The organism is Bacillus cereus group sp. BfR-BA-01380 (assembly GCF_022663535.1).
Taxonomy (GTDB): Bacteria; Bacillota; Bacilli; order Bacillales; family Bacillaceae_G; genus Bacillus_A; species Bacillus_A cereus_BB.
This window is the reverse complement of the sequence record NZ_JAKUFS010000007.1, coordinates 157,904-181,861: the sequence shown is the minus strand read 5'-3', so window position 1 is coordinate 181,861 and position 23,958 is coordinate 157,904. Positions and strand designations below refer to the sequence as shown.

The following is a 23,958-nucleotide window of genomic DNA, read 5'->3' as shown; positions in this document are numbered from 1 at the left end:
CTTGAGGCTACGGCTCATTTTATTTTTCCTTTCACTGCGCTTGTTGCTCAGCGGCTTGAAGCTGTGCCACGAAATATTCAATATTACTTATAAGCCAATGTGATTGTTGAAGCATTTTCACATCATGAAACTCCTTTGTTTCATTACGGGCATTTCGAGCATTTTTATATGCATGCACTTGCTTAATAAATGTTTTCGGATACGCTAAATACGCAAGCATAAGCAGCTTTTCTTCTTTCGTAAACGCGAAATTCTTTTGGTATATTTGGTACCATTCGTATCGATCATTTCTTGCAATTGGATATGTGTTGAAGGAACGCGAATAAAATTGAACGATATCTTGAACTGGAGTAGCAAACTGCGCATCTTCTAAATTAATAAAATAACCGTTTCGCTGATAATCGAATAAAAAATGATTCATTGAAACATTGCCATGAATAAATGAAATACGTGTTTTTTCTTTTTCTTTCATTGCTTCATGCCATTCTGTAAATTGTTTCTTCGCAAATTCACGAGCACGCATCGCTTGATGAAAGTAAGTGCAATATTGCAATTCAAACGGAGACATATACCATTTCGCTTCTGATTCAACTAAAAACTCCTCTAATAACACGCCATCTTGTTCCCATCGATTTGAAATATCATCAAAATGTTCTTGAATTGCTTCTTCTGTCACTTCTTCTTCTCGCACTGTTTTTTTGTGCATCATAGCAAGTGTTTGAAACATTTTATGATACTGATCATTCTCTTCTCCTTGACTCTCTGCGTTTCCGAGCCAAGGCATTAAATAATAACTATGCTCACCATCACTTAAAATGTGCCTTCCATCTTTCGCATGATAAATAGGAGCAAAATTCGTAAATCCTTTTTCTCGTAAAAACTGAACATAATACATAAGATTACTTCGTTCTAATTTTTGAGATGGCAATTTTTTTAACGCATATGGACCTTGGCTCGTATAAATTTTTATTACATTCCCATATTCCTCAATATGTTCAGGAGCTAATTGATATAGCTGCAAAAGAGAAGCATAACGCTCTCGTAATTCCATGTCCATACGAACAACGACCCTTTCTACAGGAGCGTGAAAAAGAAAAGAGGTGAGGAAGATTTCTCTTCACTCACTTTGCTTTCATCTTGGGCACTGGTATATATAAAATTTGTCCTGCTGTTAAATACAAATCATCGGCTTGATTTACACGCTGTAAATGTTGTACGGAAGTGTCATAACGATCTGCAACAGATTCAATCGTATCTCCTTCTTGCACAAAATATAGCCGCAGCTTTGTGAATTCATCTTCCGGTTGCTTTGAAAATAATTTTGTTAAATATAGCGCATTTTCATCCCGCTGTGAGTATGAAATTTCTTCTTCCTCATCGATATCCTGTACTTTTGTTTCTTTGCGTCCGAAGAACAGCTGAGGTGCAACGACCTCTTCTTGTCTTTGTTCCTCTTCTTGTCTTTGTTCTTCCTCTTGTCTTTGTTCTTCCTCTTCTTCGATTTCTTTCTCCTCTTCTAGTTCAAGCTCCGGTTCTTGACGAGCTTCTAGCTGAAATGGCTCAAAAGCATAATCTTCCCATTCATCAGTCTCTATCACTTCTTCTACTCTCTCTTCTTCCACTCTTTCTTCTTCCACCGTTTCTTCTTCCACCGTTTCTTCTTCCACCGTTTCTTCCACTTCACGTTCTCCATCACATAATCCATGAACTGAAATATCCGCTAAAAGCTGCAAACAGCCATTTTCTAACAGAGCATAATCAAATTCTTCAATATCTACATATAAATCTTCAACTTGCTTCACGCGGTCGCGTGGAATCGAAATCTCCAGTGGAAACGAATGTACCAATTCATTTATCCCATCATCGCGTGTCTCCACATAATCTATCGTACGTACTGGAGATAGCTCTCGTAATGAGAACGCCTCTGTTTCTTCCTTTGGGATATATTCTCCTGTTAAATCAAGTTGCCCGCACACAACAATTTCATACTCACGTTCTTCTATAGCAACATCAGGATCTAATGAAATAGAAAGTAATTCATTGACTTCCTGTCCTTTTTGAAACCATACAGATTCTTTTAACGAAAACCGCAATGAAGTTTGTTGATCTGTTGCCACTTCGTATCCCCCTCTCAAACTATATGTCATTACAGGTTTATGTGAGGAACAGAGACTTTATGAATAAAAAATCACTGCGCGCAAAACCAAAAGTGACGTGCACTCGTCTTCTCTCTTTGTTTCCACACCGGGCGTGAAAAAAAGGACCTGACCGCTTCTATGCGCGGCCAGGCCCTCTCGCCTCCCCCTAAAGAAAAGGGGTATGTTAGGATTTCAACTGGTATTTATCTAAATCCATTTTGGTTTTTCAACATACAAACCATTGCCATCCAAAAGAAAACGTAACCCCCACTCGCTTTCTCTCTTTGTTTTCACACCGGGCGTGGCAGAAAAAGGACCTGACCGCGTCTACGCACAGCCAGGCCCTCTCGCCCCCCTAAAGAAAAGGCTTTTTTATCCTTTTAATTTAGACATAGCAATTTCTGCAGCAGCAATGGTTGCTTCAATGTCAGCATCACTATGCGCTGTTGATAAGAACAATCCTTCAAATTGAGAAGGTGGTAAAAATACACCTTGTTCTACCATTTCACGATAATACGCTGCAAAATATTCTAAATTGGACGTTTTTGCGGTTTCATAGTTAATAACCTTTTCATCTGTAAAGAAAATACCAACCATGGAACCAACACGGTTAATACAATGCGGAATATCATATTTTAGCGCTACTTCATGTAAACCTTTTTCAAGCATTTCCGCTTTACGTTCAAATTCTTTATAGCTTTCTGGTGTTAACTGGACAAGCGTTTCATATCCTGCTGTCATCGCTAATGGATTACCAGATAGTGTACCAGCTTGGTAAATTGGTCCACTTGGTGCTACTTGCTTCATAATTTCAGCTTTACCACCATATGCCCCAACAGGAAGCCCGCCTCCAATTACTTTTCCTAAACATGTTAAATCAGGTGTTACCCCAAAATATCCTTGTCCACAATTATAAGCTACACGGAAGCCAGTCATTACTTCATCAAAAATAAGAAGTGCACCGTATTCTGTTGTAACATCACGAAGGCCTTGTAAAAATCCCGGAAGCGGTGGTACAACACCCATATTTCCTGCTACTGGCTCTACAATGATACACGCAATATCATCACCGAACTGTTCAAACGCATATTTCACGCTTTCTAAATCGTTATACGCAACCGTAATCGTATTTTTCGCAACGCCTTCTGGTACACCAGGGCTATCTGGTAAACCAAGCGTAGCAACACCAGAACCAGCTTTAATTAAAAGCGAATCACCATGTCCGTGATAGCAGCCTTCAAACTTCAAAATTTTATTACGCCCAGTGTAACCACGTGCTAAGCGAAGCGCACTCATTGTCGCCTCTGTCCCAGAGTTAACCATACGTATAATTTCAATAGACGGTACACGATCGATTACAAGCTGCGCTAGTTTATTTTCAATTTCTGTCGGCGCACCGAAGCTCGTTCCTTTTTCTACTACTGCTTTTAACGCTTCCACAACCTGGTCGTTGGAATGACCATGAATAAGCGGCCCCCATGACAATACATAATCAATGTATTCATTTCCATCAATATCATAAACTTTAGAGCCTTTTCCTCGCTCCATAAATAGTGGATTCATACCGACAGATTTAAATGCACGCACTGGGCTATTTACACCGCCTGGCATTAAATCTTTTGCTGTTTCAAACGCTTCAATCGATTTATCAAAACTTTTCATTATCGTGTGCTCCCTTCTTGTAACCATCTCGCTGCATCTTTCGCATGATATGTAAGTATTAAATCCGCTCCTGCACGCTTCATGCTTAATAATTTTTCAAGAACAATGTCTTTTTCATTAATCCAGCCATTTTGTGCTGCCGCTTTAACCATCGAGTATTCACCACTCACATTATACGCAACAACCGGAAGATTGAAGTTATTTTTCACATCACGAATAATATCTAAATAAGAAAGTGCTGGCTTCACAATCAAGAAGTCCGCTCCTTCCACCACATCTGACTCAGCTTCGCGGAATGCTTCTAGACGATTCGCTGGATCCATTTGATATGTTTTACGATCACCAAATTGAGGTGCACCATGTGCAGCATCACGAAACGGTCCATAAAAGGCCGACGCATATTTCACTGCATATGACATAACTGGGACATGCGTAAAGCCATTTTCATCTAACGCATGACGAATAAATGCTACAAATCCATCCATCATATTAGATGGTGCAATAATATCCGCACCTGCTTTCGCTTGACTTACTGCTGTTTTTGCAAGAACCTCTAACGATTCATCATTTAAAATAATTCCGTCTTCAATTACACCGCAATGGCCATGACTCGTATACTGGCATAAACAAGTATCTGCAATTACAACTAATTCTGGGAATCTCTCTTTAATTTGCGTAATTGCTCGCTGTACAATACCGTGCTCACAATACGCAGAAGAACCAACTTCATCTTTTTCAGCAGGTAAACCAAATACGATAACGGAACGAATGCCTAAATCGACAACTTCTTGCATTTCTGCTTGCAGATGGTCTAAAGAAATTTGATATACACCTGGCATAGAAGGAACTTCATTACGCTTATTTTCTCCTTCTAAAACAAAAATTGGATAAATGAAATCTTCTGCATGTAAATGTGTTTCACGTACAATAGCACGCATATTTGCACTTTGTCGTAAACGACGATGACGGTTAAATTGTAAAGGATTCATAACTTTTCCATCTCCAATTCTTAAAGTTTCACTTTATTATATATAAATGCAAGTTGAAAAACAGACATAAAAACCCTTTTCTTTTTATGGGTGGGCGAGAGAATCTAGCCATGCATAGAAGCGGTCAGAGCCTTTTCCTGCCACGTGCGTTGGTAAAACAAAGAGAGAAAGCAAGTAGCAGTCACTTTTTGTTTTATATAACAGCAACTTATATGTTGAAAAATCAAAATGGATTTATATATTTTCTGAAATGCATTGTAACATAGCTTCAATTGTATATTCTGTCGGAACGAGAAGATTTTGAAAATACTTCCGGGCTTCTTGTTCCGTAACAGGGCCTATACAAGCAATTGTACATCCTTTTACCCATTCTCTCCAGTTCTCACCTTCAAGCAATGTAAGAAAACTCTGTACAGTAGACGGGCTTGTAAAAGTAATCACATCAATTTCTCTCGATTGCAGTGCATCGATAAGTTGTTCGCGCATTTGCAGATGGACTGCCGTTTCATATACAACAAGTTCGCGTACAATCGCACCATGATTTCGCAGCGCCGCTCGTATGACATCTCTCGCAAGATTTCCTTTTGGCAATACTATACGTGTCTCGCTTCCAATATGATTCACAAATTCCTTCGCAAATACTTCAGCTACAAATGCAGTTGGTACAAAATGAACATTATAGCCGCGGTGTTCTAATTCTTGCTTTGTCTTCACGCCAACTGCGGCAATTTTCATCGTCTTTGGCAAGGGTTGCTGTAAACCATCTAAAAAGAAATTCACACTATTTTTACTTGTGAAAACAATCCAATTATACACGTCCAATTCCTCACGTACTTGTTGAAATTGATCATGCGAGGCTGCTGTTATATGTAAAAGCGGAATTTCCACTGGAATTCCGCCCTGTTTTTGCACTGCTGTACTCATTTGCTTCACTTGTTGCTGGGCTCTTGTAATTAGCACTGTTTTTCCGCAAAGAGAAGTCATATTGCTAGTTTTGCTCCTGATTTGCTGCGGCAATAAGTTCCTTTGCTCCTTGTCCGATTAACAAGTCTGCTGCTCGCTCTCCAACTTCTCCGGCATGTTCACCAACAACAACTTCTTTCAATAAGACAGTGCCATCTGTCGATCCAACAAGAGCTGTTAATTCAATTTGGTCATCTTCTTTGAGCGTTGCATATCCAGCAATCGGAACTTGGCAGCCTCCTTCTAATTTATGTAGAAAGACACGCTCTGCTTCAACTGTTCTCGCTGTTACATTATCATTTAAATGACTTAATAATTGTAATAAATCCGCATCATCCTCGCGGCATTCAATAGATAGCGCACCTTGACCGACAGCTGGTACACATACCGTTTCTTCTAAATACCCTGTAATCACATCATCTGCCCAGCCCATTCGCTTTAGCCCTGCACCAGCTAAAATAATCGCATCGTAATCTTCTTCTTTTAACTTACGTAGCCTCGTATCAATATTTCCGCGAATCCATTTCACTTGTAAATCCGGACGCGCAGCTAACAACTGTGCACTGCGGCGTAAACTGCTTGTACCAATCACCGCTCCTTCTGGTAACTCATCAAACGATTCTCCATTTTTAGAAATAAACGCATCACGCGGATCTACACGTTTTGGAATACATCCAATTGTTAATCCTTCAGGAAGTACTGCTGGCATATCTTTCATACTATGGACAGCCATATCAATTTCTTTTGTAAACAGTGCATGTTCGATCTCTTTTACGAACAACCCTTTACCGCCTACTTTCGACAGTGTCACATCTAAAATAACATCACCTTTCGTTACTATTTCTTTTACTTCAAATTCATACGGCAACCCTAGCGCCTTCAATTGGTCGATAAACCAATTTGTTTGTGTTAATGCCAATTTACTTTTTCTTGATCCTACAATAATTTTGCGCATATTTTTCTCTCCTCATTATAAGTACCAAAAATGGAAGTTCGATAAACTACTAAATAAAAAAATATTAATTAACATAATCAGAAACGCCCCGATATTCCAACTTGCAATTTTCTTTCCTTGCAATGTATCTGATCCCCGTAAATAAATACCTGCACAGTATACAAATAAGACAATGAAAGATCCAATTACCTTTGCGTCATACCAATGAAAATTATTTAACTTCGTATATCCCCATATACACCCAAGCAAAATGGCTAATAAAAAGAACGGTATAGAAAATAAATTTAAACCGTATGACATAGAATCCAGCTTCGGTAAATTTCCTAACCGCCTTAATCTTGCATTCCATTTTTTTTGTTTTAATAAACGATATTGAATTAAATACATAATGGAAAAAATAAAAGAAACCGTAAATGTCGCATAGGAAACGATCGCCATACCTATATGCACATAAACAAGCCCCGAAACTAATTGATTCACTAACACCGGCGACATTTTCCCAAGCGGCGTAAACATAGAAAAAGCGCTTACGCCAAACGCAATCATATTTGTAAAAAAGACTAAAAAGTCAATGCGCATAAATCGGTTAATCATTAATGATAATGTAATTAATAACCATACATAAAAATAAATACCTGATAATAACGTTAAAATTGGATTAATTTCCGCTTCTGTTGCCCGAAGTAGCATAAAGATTGAATATAGTACCCATACAACAGAAAGTAACCAAAAGGCAATCTGATTTGCCCTTCGGTTACTTTGAAAATAATCTATGAAATATAAACTAACGCTGCAGGCATATAAAATAATGGCAATATGATAAATAATGCTATTGTTTAAAACACCCATCCGTTTATCCTTTCCATTACAAAGATGGAGCGGATACTGTCCACTTCTCAGCTTGCTTCCATTCTGCTTCGTTCTCTTTTGCTGCTTCTTTCGCACTTAAATCGAAAATTTTCGAAAATAGAGCAAGTTTTTCTTTCGCATCTTCTTCAGCCGCTAACTCTTTCGCAATTAAAATTGGATCTTTTAACAATTGATTAATAATACTTTTCGTATGCTTACTTATTACTTTTCGTTCCCGCTCTGTTAACGTTGGAATTTTCCGTTCAATACTTTGCATTGTTTCACTTTGAATCGCTAATGCCTTATCACGAAGTTCCGAAATTAACGGTACAACCCCAAGCGTATTCAGCCATGACTTAAAGAGAATCATTTCTTCTTCAATCATAATTTGAATTTTCTCAGCTTCTTTTAATCGCTCAGCACGATTCGCTTCCACAACACCTTGTAAATCATCAATATCATATAAGAAAACACTTTCTAACGCATCAATTGCCGGATCAATATCACGTGGCACTGCAATATCTACCATAAAGAGCGGACGACCAGAGCGCATGCTTTCTACTTTGGACATTATTTCTTTCGTAATTACATATTCAGTCGACCCTGTTGAGCTAATTACAATATCAGCTTCTAACAGCGCGCATCGCAACTGATCCAACGGCTTTGCAAGTCCCATATATTTTTCTGCCATCGTTTCTGCCTTGACAAACGTACGATTCATAACAGTCACTTTATGAGCACCGCTCCCGTACAAGTTCTGCAGTGCTAATTCGCCCATTTTCCCTGCACCAAGAATAAGAACATGGCAATCTTTCAAATCGCCAAAAATTTTCTTGCCAAGTTCAACAGCCGCATAGCTTACCGACATTGCATTGCCGCCAATTGTTGTTTCTGAATGTGCACGCTTTGCTAGTGTAACGACTTGTTTAAACAATTCATTACATATCGTTCCCGTCGTTTTTATTTCTTGCGCAAGTAAGAAGCTACTACGAATTTGACCTAAAATTTGCGTTTCTCCAACTACCATTGAATCTAATCCACATGTTACGCGGAATAAATGATCTGTAGCACCATCTTCTTCATATAGTGATAAGTACGGTGCAATTTCTTCTATTTCAAGCTGAAACCAATCAGCCATAAACTTCTTAATATAATAGCGTCCTGTGTGTAACTGGTCTACTACAGCATAGATTTCTGTTCGATTGCACGTTGATACAATGACATTTTCTAATACACTTTTTTGTTTTTGCAACGTTGTCATCGCTTTCTCTAATTCTGCTGCCTGGAACGTTAGTTTCTCACGAATTTCTACAGGGGCTGTTCGATAGTTAACACCAACAACAAGAATATGCACGCAGCACGTCCCCCTTCAACCGTTTTTTCATCTTATCTACTATCATAATACAACTTTCCTCTTATAAATCTGACAATCGTGTGAACACCTTCTCTTTTTCTTCTTTACTTATCTGACAATAAGACATCTCCCGTGATAAGTAAAGAATAGTAATATCCCACTTCCCACTCAAAGAGAATCTTCACTTTATCCCGCTCAAAGGGACAGTAAAAACTGCTTATCCAACGAAGATACTGTCCCTTTGAGCCCGATTGGTTCAGCTAACCCTTTTAGGAGAAAGACACTCCTAAAAGGGAAGTTTCACTTTATAATAATTATAAAATAATAACATTCTATCTGTACGTTACCAAAAAAAATTTTCGGAATCAAGTAATGGAAACTATTCCATCTATGCTAAAAAAACTATCTTTTACTAGCTTCTTTCAATTGAAAGAAAATATGTATGATTATACCAAATGATCATAAAAAAACGTGTGACACTCGTCACACGTTTTTTGTTTTTGTAAACTTATGAATCGCTTTCCACGCTTCTTCTTTCCCAAGACCCGTTTCTGAAGAAAATAATACGACTTCATCCCCTGGTTCTATATCAAGCGTTTCTTTCACAACTTTCAAATGCTTTTGCCATTTTCCTTTTGGAATTTTATCAGCTTTTGTTGCAATAATGATTGTTGGAATTTCATAATGCTTTAAGAAATCATACATCATCACATCGTCGTTCGTCGGCTTATGACGTAAATCAATCACAAGAACAGCTGCATCTAACTGCTGTCTTGTTGTGAAATATGTTTCAATCATCTTGCCCCATGCTGCTCGTTCTGTTTTAGATACTTTCGCGTAACCATAACCTGGTACATCCACAAAATGCATCATATCATTAATGATGAAAAAGTTTAGTGTTTGCGTTTTTCCTGGTTTAGAAGAAATGCGCACTAATTTTTTCCGATTCAAAATTTTATTTATAAAGGATGATTTTCCTACATTTGAACGACCTGCTAATGCGATTTCTGGTAAATCGCCCTCCGGATATTGTTCTGGTTTGACTGCGCTAATGACAATCTCAGCTTTTGTTACTTTCATTTTTTCACTCCTACTAATGCATGCTCTAGCACCTCATCTAAATGAGAGACTGGCACAAACGTAAGGTTTTCCTTTACGCTTTCTGGAATATCTTCTAAATCTCTTTCATTTTCTGCCGGTAAAATAATTTTCTTTAAACCTGCACGATGTGCGCTCAATGTTTTCTCTTTCAATCCACCAATCGGTAACACGCGACCACGAAGTGTAATTTCACCTGTCATTCCCACTTCTTTACTAACAGGAATACCTGTTAATGCTGAAATAAGAGCTGTTGCCATCGTAATCCCTGCTGATGGTCCGTCTTTTGGTACCGCACCTTCAGGAACATGAATATGAATATCATGTTTTTCATGGAAGTCAGGGGCAATATGCAGTTCTTCTGCACGAGAACGAATATAACTAAATGCCGCTTGTGCAGATTCTTTCATCACATCCCCAAGTTTTCCTGTTAAAATCAATTTCCCTTTACCCGGAGATACGGATACCTCAATTGCAAGTGTATCTCCTCCAGCTGCTGTATACGCTAAACCTGTTGCCATACCTACTTGATCTTTCGTTTCTGCTTGGCCATAACGGAATATGCGTTTTCCAAGCAATTCTGTAATATTCTTCTCCGTTACAACGACGCGTTTCCGTTCTTCCGTTACAATAATCTTCGCTGCTTTTCGGCAAAGCTTCGCAAGCTGACGTTCTAACGTACGAACACCCGCCTCACGCGTATAGTAACGGATGATTTCAAGAAGCGCTTCGTCGCGCACTTGTAAATTTCCTTTTTTCAGCCCATGTTCCTTCAATTGTTTCGTCAATAAATGCTCACGGGCAATATGTACTTTTTCAAGTTCTGTATAACCAGCAATAGAAATAATCTCCATGCGGTCAAGAAGCGGACCTGGAATGCTTGCAAGCGTATTAGCAGTTGCAACAAACATCACTTTTGATAAATCATACGGCTCTTCAATATAATGATCACTAAAATTATGATTTTGTTCTGGATCTAATACCTCTAATAATGCCGCCGAAGGATCACCGCGGAAATCATTGGACATTTTATCAATCTCATCTAATAAAAAGACGGGATTGATTGTTTTTGCTTTTTTCATCCCTTGAATAATGCGGCCCGGCATCGCACCTACATACGTACGACGATGACCACGAATTTCTGATTCATCACGTATACCGCCAAGTGATACACGAACAAAATTGCGATTCACTGATGTCGCAATTGAACGAGCTAACGATGTTTTCCCAACCCCAGGAGGACCAACTAAACAAAGAATAGGCCCTTTTAACGAATTGGTAAGCTTTTGCACCGCTAAATATTCAAGCACACGTTCTTTTACTTTTTCAAGCCCATAATGCTCTTCATTTAAAATATTTTCAGCTCGTACAAGATCTATACGATCTTCTGTTGCCTCCGTCCAAGGAAGAGATAATAACCAATCAATATAATTACGAATGACACCGCTCTCCGCTGAACTTGCCGGCAATTTCTCATAACGATCCAGCTCTTTTAATGCCGCCTTCATCGTTTCTTCTGGCATTCCTGATTCTTCAATCTTTTCGCGAAGGTCTTCTACTTCCCCGCCTTTTCCTTCTTTATCACCAAGCTCTTTTTGAATAGCTTTCATTTGTTCACGTAAAAAGTACTCTTTTTGTGTACGCTCCATAGAACGTTTCACTTGTTGACCAATTTTCTTTTCTAAGTTTAATAACTCTTTTTCATCTTGAATAAAAGAAATAAGCGTATGTAATCGTTCTTTCACTGCAGTAATTTCTAAAATTTGTTGCTTTTGCTTCGTTTTGAGCGGCAAATGAGATGATACAAGATCAGCTAATCGACCCGGTTCCTCAACATCAACAACTGTCGCAAACGTTTCACCTGAAATTTTCTTGGACAGCTTAATATATTGCTCAAAATACTCAATTAATGTACGCATAAGCGCCTTTTCTTCTAAATCGCCTTCTTCTTCTTCAATTAACGTATGGACATTAGCTGTAATTACATCATCTTCTTCAATGAACTCTGTCATTTCTACTCTATGTAAACCTTCAACAAGGATACGCATCGTGCCATTTGGCAATTTGAGCATTTGCTTCACTTTTGCTAACGTACCTACTTTATAAACATCATCTTCTTTCGGATCATCGATATTCACGTCTTTTTGCATCGCTAAGAAAATCATATTTTCTTCCATAGCCGCCTGCTCAAGCGCTTTGATCGATTTATCACGTCCTACATCAAGATGCAGAACCATCGTCGGATATACGAGAACGCCTCTTAATGGTAGGAGGGGCACGATTCTTTCGTTCGCATTCATATTAGACATAGCACCTCCATAAATATCTTTGTTTCCCTATTTTATATTACAATAAAGCCTTATGCAATCGCAGAGACTTGATACTCTGTTTCCTGTTCAAGAAAAAGGACTTCGCCTAAGCATATAACGACTTAAGCAAAGCCTAGAATATCCGAGTGATTTAACTTCCTTCTTAGCGAGAACTGTCTCTAAGAGTCCGATTGACCCGCTAATACTCTCTTTCAAATCGATTGTGCATCATCTTCCTCGAAAGAGAGCAACGTATCACCTGTTCGCTCCATTTTTTCTTGTATACATGCCAATGCAAATACTTCTTTTAATTTCCGGACAGGAACAATTTCAATCTCTTTAATTGTATAAAGAATAGGCTGCATATTTTCTGCGGGGATAAGCACTTTCTTTGCCCCAGCCTTTTTCGCTGCTTTTACTTTCGCATAAACGCCGCCGACTGGTTTTACTTCCCCGTGAATACTAATCTCTCCGGTCATCGCTACTTCATTATTGACATACATACGATGAACTGCAGAATATATACCTGTTGCAATTGCAATGCCGGCAGATGGACCATCAACTGGAACACCACCTGGAAAGTTAATATGTATATCATACCCTTCTGGTAATAAATCCAGTGAACGAAGGACAGTCACAACATTATCAACAGAACCTTTCGCCATACTTTTACGGCGAATCGATTTTGATTGATTGCCGATGCTCTCCTCTTCAACAATCCCTGTTACCACAACAGAACCTTTTTCTTTTGCCGGAATTGCTGTTACTTCAATTTCGAGTAGTGCCCCTGTATTGGGTCCATATACAGCCAAGCCACTTACAAGACCGATTCTCGGAATAGGATATATATGCTTTTCGTATTTAGGTGTCAGTTGACTTGAATGAATCACCCATTCAATATCTTCATCCTTTATAGAAGATCGCCCTTCGTTAATTGCCATTCCAGCAGAGATTTGTACAAGGTTAATGGCTTCTCTTCCATTTCGTGCGTACATTCCAATCATTTCTACGCCTTGTTTCCCTATCTCCATACATACCTTTTCAGCTGCATTTTGGGCTACCTCTTCAATCTCTTCTGTATCTAACTCACGAAAAAAGACTTCTAAACAACGTGAGCGAATCGCTGGAGGAATTTCCTCCGGTGAACGTGTTGTTGCACCAACAAGACGAAAATCAGCCGGTAATCCCTTTTGGAAAATATCGTGTATATACGTTGGAATAAAGGAATTTTCCTCACTATAATATGCACTTTCCAAAAACACTTTGCGATCCTCCAGCACTTTTAACATTTTATTCATTTGAATTGGATGAAGCTCTCCAATCTCATCAATAAATAAAATTCCTCCATGTGCATCTGTGACCGCTCCTTTTTTCGGTTGGGGAATACCCGCTTGTCCCATCGCACCGGCCCCTTGATAAATTGGGTCATGAACAGAACCAATTAATGGATCGGCAATCCCTCGTTCATCAAACCGAGCTGTTGTGGCATCGAGTTCAATAAATGTTGCATTCATGCGAAACGGAGACTTCGTATTTTTCTTCGCTTCTTCTAATACGAGCCGAGCCGCTGCTGTTTTCCCAACTCCTGGCGGTCCATATATAATGACATGCTGTGGATTGGGTCCGCATAAAGCTGCTTTTAATGACTTAATACCATCTTCTTGTCCGACAATATCGGCAAATGACGCCGGACGAACCTTTTCAGCAAGAGGTTCTGTTAAAGAAATTTCCCGCATTTTCCGAAGTTGCTCTAGCTCTTTCTTTGATTCTCTATCGATTGAAACTTTTTGCGTTCGCTGGTTTCGGAGTAAATGCCAAAAATATAATCCAACAATTACACCAAAGACAAGTTGAACGATTAAAAAAATATTTGTCCAGCTCATATTCATTTCCTCCCGCTATGTTTTACTCTTCAGTATCCCCTGGGAGGAAACACGCTAAACATAAGAAGAAACAGCAATTATATAATTGCTGTTTCTATCGTTTATATTCCACTTCATAAATAATGAGGGCCAAAGCCCCCATTATTCAAAACACTTTATGCAGATGTTTTTGTATCTTGCTCAAGTACAGTACCATCTTGCAGCACCAATTTTGGCGTGGCATTTTCTGTTACTGTTTCTTTTGAAATGACACATTTTTCAATGTCTTTACGAGATGGAAGTTCGAACATCACATCTAGCATTAGACCTTCAATGATAGAACGAAGTCCACGTGCACCTGTTTTACGTTCAATTGCTTTTTTGGCAATTTCAACAAGAGCTTCTTCTTCAAACTCTAATTCAACATCATCAAGCTCCAATAACTTTTGGAACTGCTTCACAAGCGCATTTTTCGGCTTTGTTAAGATGTCAACAAGAGCACCTTCATCAAGTGGCTCTAAGTTCGCAATAACTGGAAGACGACCAATAAATTCTGGAATTAATCCGAATTTTAATAAATCTTCTGGCAATACATGCGATAAAACATGCTTTTCTGTTACATCAGCATTTTTCTTCTCAGAACCGAAACCAATCACTTTTTCACCAAGACGGCGTTTAATGATTGGTTCAATACCATCAAATGCACCGCCACAAATGAATAAAATGTTTGTTGTATCAATTTGAATAAACTCTTGATGTGGATGCTTACGACCACCTTGAGGCGGAACGCTCGCTACAGTTCCTTCTAAAATTTTAAGAAGTGCCTGTTGCACACCCTCACCAGATACGTCACGTGTGATTGACGGATTTTCTGACTTACGAGCCACTTTATCAATCTCGTCAATATAAATGATTCCTTTTTCCGCTTTCTCTACATCATAATCAGCTGCTTGAATAAGTTTTAATAAGATGTTTTCCACATCTTCTCCTACGTATCCAGCTTCCGTTAAAGATGTTGCATCAGCAATTGCAAATGGAACATTTAAAATACGCGCTAATGTCTGAGCTAATAACGTTTTACCGCTACCTGTTGGCCCAATTAAAGCAATATTACTTTTCGCTAATTCTACATCATCAATTTTGCTGCTAGAATTAATGCGCTTGTAATGGTTATATACCGCTACCGCTAATGCTTTCTTCGCTTGATCTTGTCCGATTACGTATTCATCCAAAATTTCACGAATTTCTACCGGCTTCGGTACATCTTTGAATTCTACTTCTTCATCTTTTGCAAGCTCCTCTTGCACGATTTCTGTGCAAAGTTCTATACATTCATCACAAATGTAGACTCCAGGACCTGCCACAAGTTTTCGAACTTGCGTTTGTGTTTTGCCACAGAAAGAACATTTTAATTGTCCTTTCTCATCATTAAATTTAAACATATTTTCACACCCCTTACAAAGTGCTAAAACCTTGCCTTCGTATGTACACGATAAATGTATCGTATGTAAATACATATTATGTCACTACGTGGCGAGAAATACAAATAATATGGTTAGTTATGTACAAATAAAAAATTTTTAAAACTTTTGAAATATGTATATTCGACTTTTGAAGAATCATTTCCTTCTTCATAACAAAATGTTTTACAAATATATTTATATTTATAAAACAAGGCACGAGCAATGTCGCGCCTTGTTATTTTATTATGCAGTCTTGCTGTTATCTACTAAGAAATCTACTGCTTTACGAACTTGAAGTTCTTCTTTTACACCTTCAACGTTACCAAGAGCTTGTTTCACAGCGTCTACTGGCATGTTGTACATTTCAGCCATTTTTTCAATTTCTGCATTTACTTCTTCATCTGTTGCTTCAATGTTTTCAGCTTTGATGATAGCTTCAAGAACAAGGTTAGTTGTTACGCGTTTTGCAGCGTCTTCTTTCATTTGCCCTTTTAAGCTCTCTTCATCAGTACCTGTGAATTGGTAGTAAAGTTCTAAGTTCATGCCTTGGTAGCTTAAGCGTTGCTCGAATTCGCGAACCATACGCTCTAATTCAGTTTCGATCATAGCTTCTGGAATGTCGATTTCTGCATTTGCAGAAGCTTTTTCTACTGCTTCGTCACGAACTTTGTGCTCAGCTTCTTGCTTTTTGCTTACTTCTAAGTTCTCACGAGTTTTTGCTTTTAACTCATCAAGAGTTGCTACTTCTTCGTTTGCATCTTTCGCGAACTCGTCATCTAAAGCAGGAAGTTCTTTCACTTTAATTTCATGAACTGTTACTTTAAATGTTGCTGGTTTACCAGCTAGTTCAGCTGCATGGTATTCTTCTGGGAATGACACTTCCACGTCTTTTTGTTCGCCAGCTTTTAGACCAACTAATTGCTCTTCAAATCCTGGGATGAATGTGCCAGTACCGATTGCTAAAGAGTAGTTTTCGCCTTTTCCACCTTCAAATGCTTCGCCATCAACGAAACCTTCGAAGTCGATTACAGCTGTATCACCGTTTTCTACAGTGCCATCTTCTTTCACTACAAGCTCAGCTTGACGCTCTTGTAAAGATTTTAATTCGTTCTCTACATCTTCGTCAGTTACAGTAACATCCATTTTCTCTACTGTTAAGCCTTTGTATTCGCCTAATTTCACTTCAGGTTTTACAGTAACTTTTGCAGTAAAAATTAAGTTTTGACCTTTTTCGAATTTCTCGATGTCGATTTCAGGATGAGCAACTGGGAAGATACCAGTTTCATCGATTGCTTCACCGTATGCTTGTGGTAAGATGATATCTAAAGCATCTTGGTATAAAGATTCTACACCGAAGCGTTGTTCGAATAGAGGACGAGGCATTTTCCCTTTACGGAAGCCCGGTACATTAATTGTTTTTACTACTTTTTTGAACGCAGCGTCTAAAGAGTTGTTTACTTCTTTCGCATCAACTTCGATTGTTAAAACGCCAACGTTACCTTCTAATTTTTCCCATTTTGCAGCCATTTTATTCTTTCCCTCCAACTATAATAATGTATGCACATACCTTTAGAGATTGAGGCCTTTATCATTTCTCAAAAAGAAACAACAAACGCAAACTGATAAATTCAGCCTTCTATCCACTATAAAAAACTTTGGACATACACTTCTCAATCTACTATTTGTCCAAAAGACAAATACGGTATATTTTGTTCGAGAATAATATGAAACATATAAGTAAGAGAATATTTGTTTCTATTCTCTTATAAAAAGGCAGATTTAAGCCTTTTTGCAACCCTTACATTATAACATAGAATACTCTCGTTTCAATAACTGAAACATTCTTTTTCATTATACTGGCATAAATCCCTCTTTCTCAATACGTAAAAACCACTGATATGCAATATGGTATTCTTCCAATGTAATATCATACTCACGAAGAAGCTTCTCTTCATCGATTGGCATTCCAAAGCGTTTCCTTCCAACTCTCTCTAAAACAGCTGCCCATAACTCGTCTTTGTCTGTTAATAGAGGAAACGGGAAGAGACTTGTCTGCATTTCTTTCCAATATGTAATAATTGCCTCATACATCGATGGATTATCATGCTCTAATCGTTCAGATAATATATGTAACACTTTTCCTGTATCATATTGATTATAAGCCAAATTAGCCGGTATAACTGTTATTGTCTCACCAAACTTCTCTACCTCTATCTTCTCTCGTATTCCAAAGTCCATTAATACGTATAAGATAGAAGTTTTAATATACGGGTGTTTCGTTTCATCTAATAAAAATGTACGCAACGTCGCCAAAGCCTTCTCGACATGTTTAGTTGCAAGACGATTCACTGCGCGCAGCTGCTCCCCGTAGTCACCAGTCAGCAAAGCATCCGCAAACGCAGGTTCATCAAAAGATAAACCGCCGTCTATCTCTACTACTTCTTCACTATCTAGCATACTCTTTGCAAACAAGGCAAGTTGTGCTAATTTTTCTTTTTGCTCTACTGTTATTTCTTTCGTTTGTAAAACAGATTGCACCGTTTCAATAATGCCTTCATAATCATTTGTTTGCACTAAAATCGTAATATACGTTTCAAGAATATCTTGAAATAAGAATTCTCCTGTTTCAAGCAATTTCACGCATCGTTCTTTCGCTTCTTCTATTTCTTTTAATTCTAGCAAACAAATAACTGAAGCTAATTCTGATTGCTCTGTCTGCGCTCCGTATTGGCGCAACATTTCGAAGTTTTTTAACGCTTCTTCAAACCGGCGTTCACGCAATGCAATAAACCCCTCGTCAGTAAATCGCGCTGACAATTGCGGAAACAATACGACCGTACTTTCTTTTTTATCCATACGCTCGCCTCTTTTTTTAGATTTTCAATACACTTTAAAGTTAATATAACAAATGACAGTTCGGAACACAATAATTGGAATCTGTTCGTTTTTATTGAGAAAACGTCGATTTCTTCTACACAAAAATCAAATATATCAGAGAGAAATACGAAAGTAGAAATTTCATAAACAAATGAAGATAAAGTGAAACTTTAATCAGTGGGGGTTTTCTTCATCCCCCACTGATTATCAGCCCTCACCAATCGGGCTTTTACGGGCAGTTTATCTCCCGCCTAACTTCTTAAGAAAGGCGGAAGCGGCTCGCTCAGAATTGCAGGACGCCCACGCACAAGGCGGAGAGGCGCTTTTTGCCTCGGCCGAGGGGGCGAAACGACCAGAGATTCTAGCCGCTAGAGCTGGACAACAAAGAAATGTGGAAGTGGCTCGTCCAGAATGTGAGGGGGATGGAGCTTCTGACGCAGAGGTGTTTTTTACCTCGTAGGAAGAAGCGAAGCCACCGAACATTCTAGCCACTGGAACTGGACAATGCTTCTGCTGAATTTTGAGGCAGGAGTATTACTGCCCGTTAATGCGGGATAAAACAAAAAACCCTCGGCTACCGATGCGGAGAGTTTCAATGGAAAGCTTTTATAATAGAAGGATATACAAAGAGGGTTATCATTTGAAGAACAATAAACGTCATCACAATGACGCTAAAAAAGAAAATAAGCTTACTACGTTTCATCAACAACATAATAATTATGATTGTACAGATGATTGAACACACGAAAAATATACTTGTACTTGAACTTAATAATCCAATTGGAAACATGCATAATAAGATTACACTACAAACTCCAATCATTCCTAATAGCCATTCCATTCTCTGTCCCCTTAAATCTTTATTTATGCTATTAACTGTTTTACAACCTCGATCATGTGAGCCAGTTTGTCATACGCAACAACTCCAAAAGCAATTGTTAAAGCTGCTACAGCTAATCCTTTCATCATTTTTTCCTCCTCGATTCATCTTTGTTACCTTTATTATAAAATGTTTAGAAATAGTTACCATCGAACTACCTTACATGTACCTTACAGAATTGTAAGATTTCTTGTAACTACTTAGTCATTTTGTGAAAAAAGCAGAAAAGCATTTTTTTAGATGGGCGTGAGGGACTGGCTATGTTTTGGAGCGGTCAGGGCCCTTTCCTGCCACGCGCAACGTTTAAAACAAAGATAGGTAGCGAGGTGCATGGCCATTTTTATCTTCGTGGCAGCAATCTGTATGCTGAATAATAATAACGTTACTACTCAGGCACTCTGTGAAAAAAGAAAAAAAGCATTCTTTTAGATGGGCGTGAGGGACTGGCTATGCTTGGATCGGTCAGGGCCCTTTTCTGCCACGTGCAACGTTTAAAACAAAAGAAGAAAGCAAGTAGCGGGCATGTTGTAATCTGCATAGCAGCGACTTAGATGACGAACAATTAAAATGGATTGTAACTTACCCCTTACCAAACTTCTAAATAAAATGTATGGCTGAGTAATTACGATTTCTTAAAATAAAAACTACCTCCATGTACATATACTGAGGTAGTTTTACGGTATTTCCCTATATCCATCTGCAAAATTTATATTCTTTTCTTGATAATTTTTCGGAGCTTTAACTCTCAAACTAATTGATTTACGAAAGACTTTAGGGTCGAAATAATAACATACATCAGTTTGAGGACAATACACACAATAAACATCAATTTCTCCTTTATCTACATTTTTCATAACTATCCCTTTCCCGGTTGAATAACTGGAACGAAACCTTATTTCAAGAATTCCTTTGTCATTTAATTCTCTATATTTCACTTGAATCCGTTTAAACACGCCATCTTTATAAGCTACAAGGTCAAAAGGAGCATGCTCAGTATGAGGAACAAGTATCATATAACCCTTTTCATATAAATCAACTTGTGCTTTTAATACTCCTAAATCTCCTTTTGTTTTTGTATGATGATACACAATAACACCACCTATAGAGATTTTCTCAAACGGAATTACCACTATAAAATTTCATTCCACCGTTCGTTTCTTCCTTCTTATATTTAACATTTCTTTCCGCACAAATGATATAATATTATTGCGATGATTCTGAAATCAATAACGAAAGGATGATTCACTATGTTCAAAAAGGTCGCAGCTGATATGCTTGGCTTAAGTGATATTGGATCCGTTATTACCCCTGCTGATTACGATAAAGTAGATGCTGATGATTATGTCATGCATGAAGAAAATGAAAAAATTTATTTTTTAATCAAATCAAAAACAGACGAATATTGCTTTACAAATACTGCTCTTATTCACGTTGACGGAACGAGTGCGGTAAGTAAGAAACGTACACTTCGCCGTTATAACTACAACACTCATAAAGTTTCTAACGTCCTGCTCGAAACGGCTGGAACTGTCGATTTAGATATTGAAATTAAATTTACTATGGGCGGGGAGCATTACTCCATTGATATACATAAAAAACATATTGAAGAAGTAAAAGATTTATATAAAGCCCTTCTAAAAATCGCTGAAATTACTCACGAAAATGACATCGCAACACAGTACGCACATAAAAGCCTAGAAATGGCATCTTCTACATTAAGTAATGTAAAAAATGCTGAATTAGATCTTGCAGCACAGTTTAAAGAAATTAATCAAATTGCATTCAACTGGCTTGTTGATACAAAGAAACAATACAATGTAAAAGATTTTGGGTTTGTATTTGAGAAGTTTATTAACAATTAATGTAACATCATGAGAAAGAATTCCATTAAAAAACAAAAAACCTTGTTATCAAAAGATAACAAGGTTTTTTTAGCGTCCCAGGAGAGATTCGAACTCCCGACCGACGGCTTAGCTTACCACCATAGCTTTCGCTACCAGCAAATACTGTTTGTAGTCTGGACTATATCTTCACCATCTCAGGTGCGACACGTGTAGTCTCTACGGAACCTCACGATGATTTTCATCATACTTTAGAGTTTTTACCATCAAGGTGTTTCCTTGATCATTCAAAACTCCTCAATCTTCTTAGAAGATCGTAAGTTTCCTCGGTATTACCATCAGCTTAAACTGTTAAGGCTTCACCGATATAGTGTCGTCCACTTTATAGGTTCTCGTTTCCCTATAAAGGCTCCTATTCTTGAAGGCCGTTGCTCTATCCTGCTGAGCTACTGGGACATGGAGCGGGTGAAGAGAATCGAACTCTCGACCAGAGCTTGGAAGGCTCTTGTTTTACCACTAAACTACACCCGCATAATATGAAATTTTTTCTAATGCCTCATCGACAATATTCATTATATTATCGTTAATAATTAAAGTCAACATTTTTTTCAAATAGGGTGAAAAAATTTCTTTTCACCCTATTTGAAACGTTTTTTGCGCTACAGTTACACCTTCTAAAGTAAGGAGACGTATGTCTATTTGACCTTCTTGTATTTCGAGTAAAGCAAATGTTTTTTCTCTTCGCGAACGCGGCAAGAGAATACTTCCTGGATTAATAAACAAAATATCGTCTATGATTTCTGCACCTAATACATGCGAATGACCGAAGCAAACGACATTTGCCTCAGCCTCTTTCGCACGATATAAAAGTGTTTGCAGCGTCATTTTAATATTGTATAAATGTCCATGTGTAACGAGAAATCGTGTATGTTGTACTTCTGTGATGATGTCATTTGGAAAGTCCAAAGCAAAATCACAGTTTCCTTTCACCACATGAAATCCTTCTAATTCAGCGTGCTGCGATGTTAATTCCGAATCACCGCAATGAATCATCACATCTACGTTTCCCTCGTACTGTTCTTTTAATTGCTTTAGCTCTTTCACAGAACCGTGACTGTCGCTCACAATTAACGCCTTCATCGGTTTCGCTCCCTTATTCTCCCGCTATTCGCGGGCAGTAAGATCTCCCAAAATCGAAGAAGATAGGTGGGGGACAACTGCCCGTAAAAGCCCGATTGGTTCAACTATCCATCAGGCGGGGATGAAGCCACCCACACTGATGGAAGTTTCACTTTATTCTTCTCCTAAAAACCAGGCTGGAATTTTTTCTTCTAATTTACGTAGCGCACGTCCGCGATGACTAATTTTATTTTTCTCATCTGACGACAGTTCTGCCATTGCGCTTTTGTATTCTTCTACATAAAAAATAGGATCATACCCAAAACCATTTTCCCCGCGCTGCTGTTCTAAAATCTTTCCTTCACATGTTCCATTTACAATCAATGGTTTTTTATCTTCTTGCGGAAATGCAACAGCTAATGCGCAATAAAAACGTGCTGTACGTTTCTCCATTATAACATCCTTTAATCCGTCTAACACCTTTTGAATGTTAGCTTGATCATTCTTTTCCTCACCTGCATAACGAGCAGAGTGAACACCTGGTTTCCCCTGCAAAGCATCTACAATTAAACCAGAATCATCTGCAATGACAATTTCACCTAGCTGTTTACACAGATGTTCCGCCTTTAAAATCGCGTTTTCTTCAAACGTTTCACCCGTTTCCTCTACTTCTTCAATATGAGGAAAATCGTAAAGTGATTTTACTTCTAAATCAAACTTTTCAAATAGCTCGGCAAATTCACGTACTTTCCCGGCATTCTTTGTCGCTACGACAACTTGTTTCATATTTCCACCTCTATTCCATATGAGTTACAATATCACCTAATGCTTCTTTTTGCATTTCAACAAGCTGTAAAATCCCTTGTTCTGCTGCATCAAGCAACTCGTTCAATTCACCGCGGCTAAATGTTGCTTCTTCTCCTGTACCTTGCACTTCAACAAAGTGTCCTCTTCCTGTCATAATGACATTCATATCAACATTCGCCTTAGAATCTTCTGCATAATTTAAATCTAATACAATACCATGTTCATCAACGATTCCAACAGACGTTGCCGCCAAGAAATCTTTCACTGGAAGTTTCGATATTTTCCCTGCTGATACAAGCTTCTCAAACGCTAATACCATCGCTACATACGCACCAGTAATAGAAGCTGTTCGCGTGCCGCCGTCAGCTTGAATTACATCACAGTCAATCCAAATTGTTTTTTCACCAAGTGCTTCTAAATCAACAACAGCACGCAATGCTCGTCCAATTAAACGTTGAATTTCCATTGTACGTCCCGTTACTTTTCCTTTACTTGATTCGCGAATGGTACGTTGTTCTGTTGCACGAGGAATCATGGAATATTCTGCGGTAACCCATCCTTTTCCTTCACCTCTCATAAACGGAGGAACTCGATCTTCAATCGTTGCTGTACAAATAACCTTTGTATCACCAACTTCAATTAGTACAGACCCTTCTGGATGTTTTAAATAATTCGTATGAATATGTATACGGCGTAGCTCTGATGCTTGTCTACCATCTACTCGCATAAAAAATAACCTCCTTGTAACTACTACTTGTTAGTATAGCCCATTAAAAATTTATGTTATGTATC

The 23,958-nt window shown here is 38.3% G+C and carries 20 protein-coding genes and 1 tRNA gene; 1 reads left to right on the top strand and 20 read right to left on the bottom strand.

The annotated features are described in order from the left end of the window. Positions 1 to 31: 31 nt before the first annotated feature. From ysxE to MR076_RS09190, 16 genes are all read right to left on the bottom strand, one after another. A complete protein-coding gene (gene ysxE, locus MR076_RS09265; protein ID WP_242219925.1) occupies positions 32 to 1,057 on the bottom strand; it encodes a spore coat protein YsxE in 1,026 nt (341 codons plus the stop codon). 64 nt (positions 1,058 to 1,121) lie between these two features. Beyond that, a complete protein-coding gene (spoVID, locus tag MR076_RS09260; RefSeq protein ID WP_242219923.1) occupies positions 1,122 to 2,147 on the bottom strand; it encodes a stage VI sporulation protein D in 1,026 nt (341 codons plus the stop codon). Positions 2,148 to 2,510: 363 nt separating this feature from the next. Next, positions 2,511 to 3,800, bottom strand: a complete 1,290-nt coding sequence (hemL, locus tag MR076_RS09255) for a glutamate-1-semialdehyde 2,1-aminomutase (RefSeq protein ID WP_242219921.1) — start codon at positions 3,798 to 3,800, stop codon at positions 2,511 to 2,513. Further along, entirely contained in the window at positions 3,800 to 4,789 is a 990-nt protein-coding gene (gene hemB / locus MR076_RS09250; protein WP_242219919.1) for a porphobilinogen synthase, read from the bottom strand. Before hemB ends, hemL begins: the two co-directional genes overlap by 1 nt. A 234-nt stretch (positions 4,790 to 5,023) precedes the next feature. Then, entirely contained in the window at positions 5,024 to 5,773 is a 750-nt protein-coding gene (locus tag MR076_RS09245) for a uroporphyrinogen-III synthase (RefSeq protein ID WP_242219917.1), read from the bottom strand. 4 nt (positions 5,774 to 5,777) lie between these two features. Next, positions 5,778 to 6,707: a hydroxymethylbilane synthase gene (gene hemC / locus MR076_RS09240; RefSeq protein ID WP_242219915.1), complete on the bottom strand. Its 930-nt coding sequence runs from the start codon at positions 6,705 to 6,707 to the stop codon at positions 5,778 to 5,780. Between the two features lie 15 nt (positions 6,708 to 6,722). Beyond that, positions 6,723 to 7,556 (bottom strand): cytochrome c biogenesis protein, encoded by an 834-nt coding sequence (locus MR076_RS09235; protein ID WP_242219913.1) that lies wholly within the window; start codon positions 7,554 to 7,556, stop codon positions 6,723 to 6,725. A 16-nt stretch (positions 7,557 to 7,572) separates the two neighbouring features. Next, the gene (hemA, locus tag MR076_RS09230) at positions 7,573 to 8,910 is read right to left on the bottom strand and encodes a glutamyl-tRNA reductase (RefSeq protein ID WP_242219912.1); all 1,338 of its coding nucleotides are present in this window, start codon (positions 8,908 to 8,910) and stop codon (positions 7,573 to 7,575) included. Between the two features lie 483 nt (positions 8,911 to 9,393). Continuing rightward, positions 9,394 to 9,990, bottom strand: coding sequence for a ribosome biogenesis GTP-binding protein YsxC (gene ysxC, locus MR076_RS09225; protein WP_242219910.1), 597 nt, complete (start codon positions 9,988 to 9,990; stop codon positions 9,394 to 9,396). Then, positions 9,987 to 12,317: an endopeptidase La gene (lon, locus tag MR076_RS09220; protein WP_242219908.1), complete on the bottom strand. Its 2,331-nt coding sequence runs from the start codon at positions 12,315 to 12,317 to the stop codon at positions 9,987 to 9,989. Before lon ends, ysxC begins: the two co-directional genes overlap by 4 nt. 212 nt (positions 12,318 to 12,529) lie before the next feature. After that, on the bottom strand, positions 12,530 to 14,200 hold the full coding sequence (lonB, locus tag MR076_RS09215) for an ATP-dependent protease LonB (RefSeq protein WP_242219906.1): 1,671 nt from the start codon (positions 14,198 to 14,200) through the stop codon (positions 12,530 to 12,532). Between the two features lie 155 nt (positions 14,201 to 14,355). Then, a complete protein-coding gene (gene clpX / locus MR076_RS09210) occupies positions 14,356 to 15,621 on the bottom strand; it encodes an ATP-dependent protease ATP-binding subunit ClpX (protein WP_242219903.1) in 1,266 nt (421 codons plus the stop codon). Positions 15,622 to 15,885: 264 nt separating this feature from the next. Next, positions 15,886 to 17,169: a trigger factor gene (gene tig, locus MR076_RS09205; protein WP_242219901.1), complete on the bottom strand. Its 1,284-nt coding sequence runs from the start codon at positions 17,167 to 17,169 to the stop codon at positions 15,886 to 15,888. A gap of 324 nt (positions 17,170 to 17,493) precedes the next feature. Further along, positions 17,494 to 18,498: a hypothetical protein gene (locus tag MR076_RS09200; RefSeq protein WP_242219899.1), complete on the bottom strand. Its 1,005-nt coding sequence runs from the start codon at positions 18,496 to 18,498 to the stop codon at positions 17,494 to 17,496. A gap of 613 nt (positions 18,499 to 19,111) precedes the next feature. Then, positions 19,112 to 19,360, bottom strand: coding sequence for a hypothetical protein (locus MR076_RS09195; protein WP_242219897.1), 249 nt, complete (start codon positions 19,358 to 19,360; stop codon positions 19,112 to 19,114). Positions 19,361 to 20,073: 713 nt separating this feature from the next. Next, positions 20,074 to 20,487 (bottom strand): group I intron-associated PD-(D/E)XK endonuclease, encoded by a 414-nt coding sequence (locus MR076_RS09190; RefSeq protein WP_242219895.1) that lies wholly within the window; start codon positions 20,485 to 20,487, stop codon positions 20,074 to 20,076. Between the two features lie 159 nt (positions 20,488 to 20,646). Between MR076_RS09190 and MR076_RS09185 the strand changes: the two genes are divergently transcribed. Then, complete coding sequence (locus tag MR076_RS09185; protein ID WP_242219892.1) at positions 20,647 to 21,261, top strand: PH domain-containing protein; 615 nt, start codon at positions 20,647 to 20,649, stop codon at positions 21,259 to 21,261. Positions 21,262 to 21,697: 436 nt separating this feature from the next. On the opposite strand, the gene MR076_RS09180 is transcribed toward MR076_RS09185, so the two are convergent. The 4 genes from MR076_RS09180 to rph all read right to left on the bottom strand — a co-directional run bounded on the left by MR076_RS09180 (position 21,698) and on the right by rph (position 23,893). Further along, positions 21,698 to 21,771, bottom strand: a tRNA-Gly gene (locus MR076_RS09180). Between the two features lie 102 nt (positions 21,772 to 21,873). Beyond that, complete coding sequence (locus MR076_RS09175; protein WP_242219889.1) at positions 21,874 to 22,380, bottom strand: metallophosphoesterase; 507 nt, start codon at positions 22,378 to 22,380, stop codon at positions 21,874 to 21,876. A 153-nt stretch (positions 22,381 to 22,533) separates the two neighbouring features. After that, positions 22,534 to 23,145, bottom strand: coding sequence for an XTP/dITP diphosphatase (locus tag MR076_RS09170; RefSeq protein WP_242219887.1), 612 nt, complete (start codon positions 23,143 to 23,145; stop codon positions 22,534 to 22,536). Between the two features lie 10 nt (positions 23,146 to 23,155). Further along, positions 23,156 to 23,893: a ribonuclease PH gene (gene rph / locus MR076_RS09165; protein WP_242219885.1), complete on the bottom strand. Its 738-nt coding sequence runs from the start codon at positions 23,891 to 23,893 to the stop codon at positions 23,156 to 23,158. Between the last annotated feature and the right edge of the window lie 65 nt (positions 23,894 to 23,958).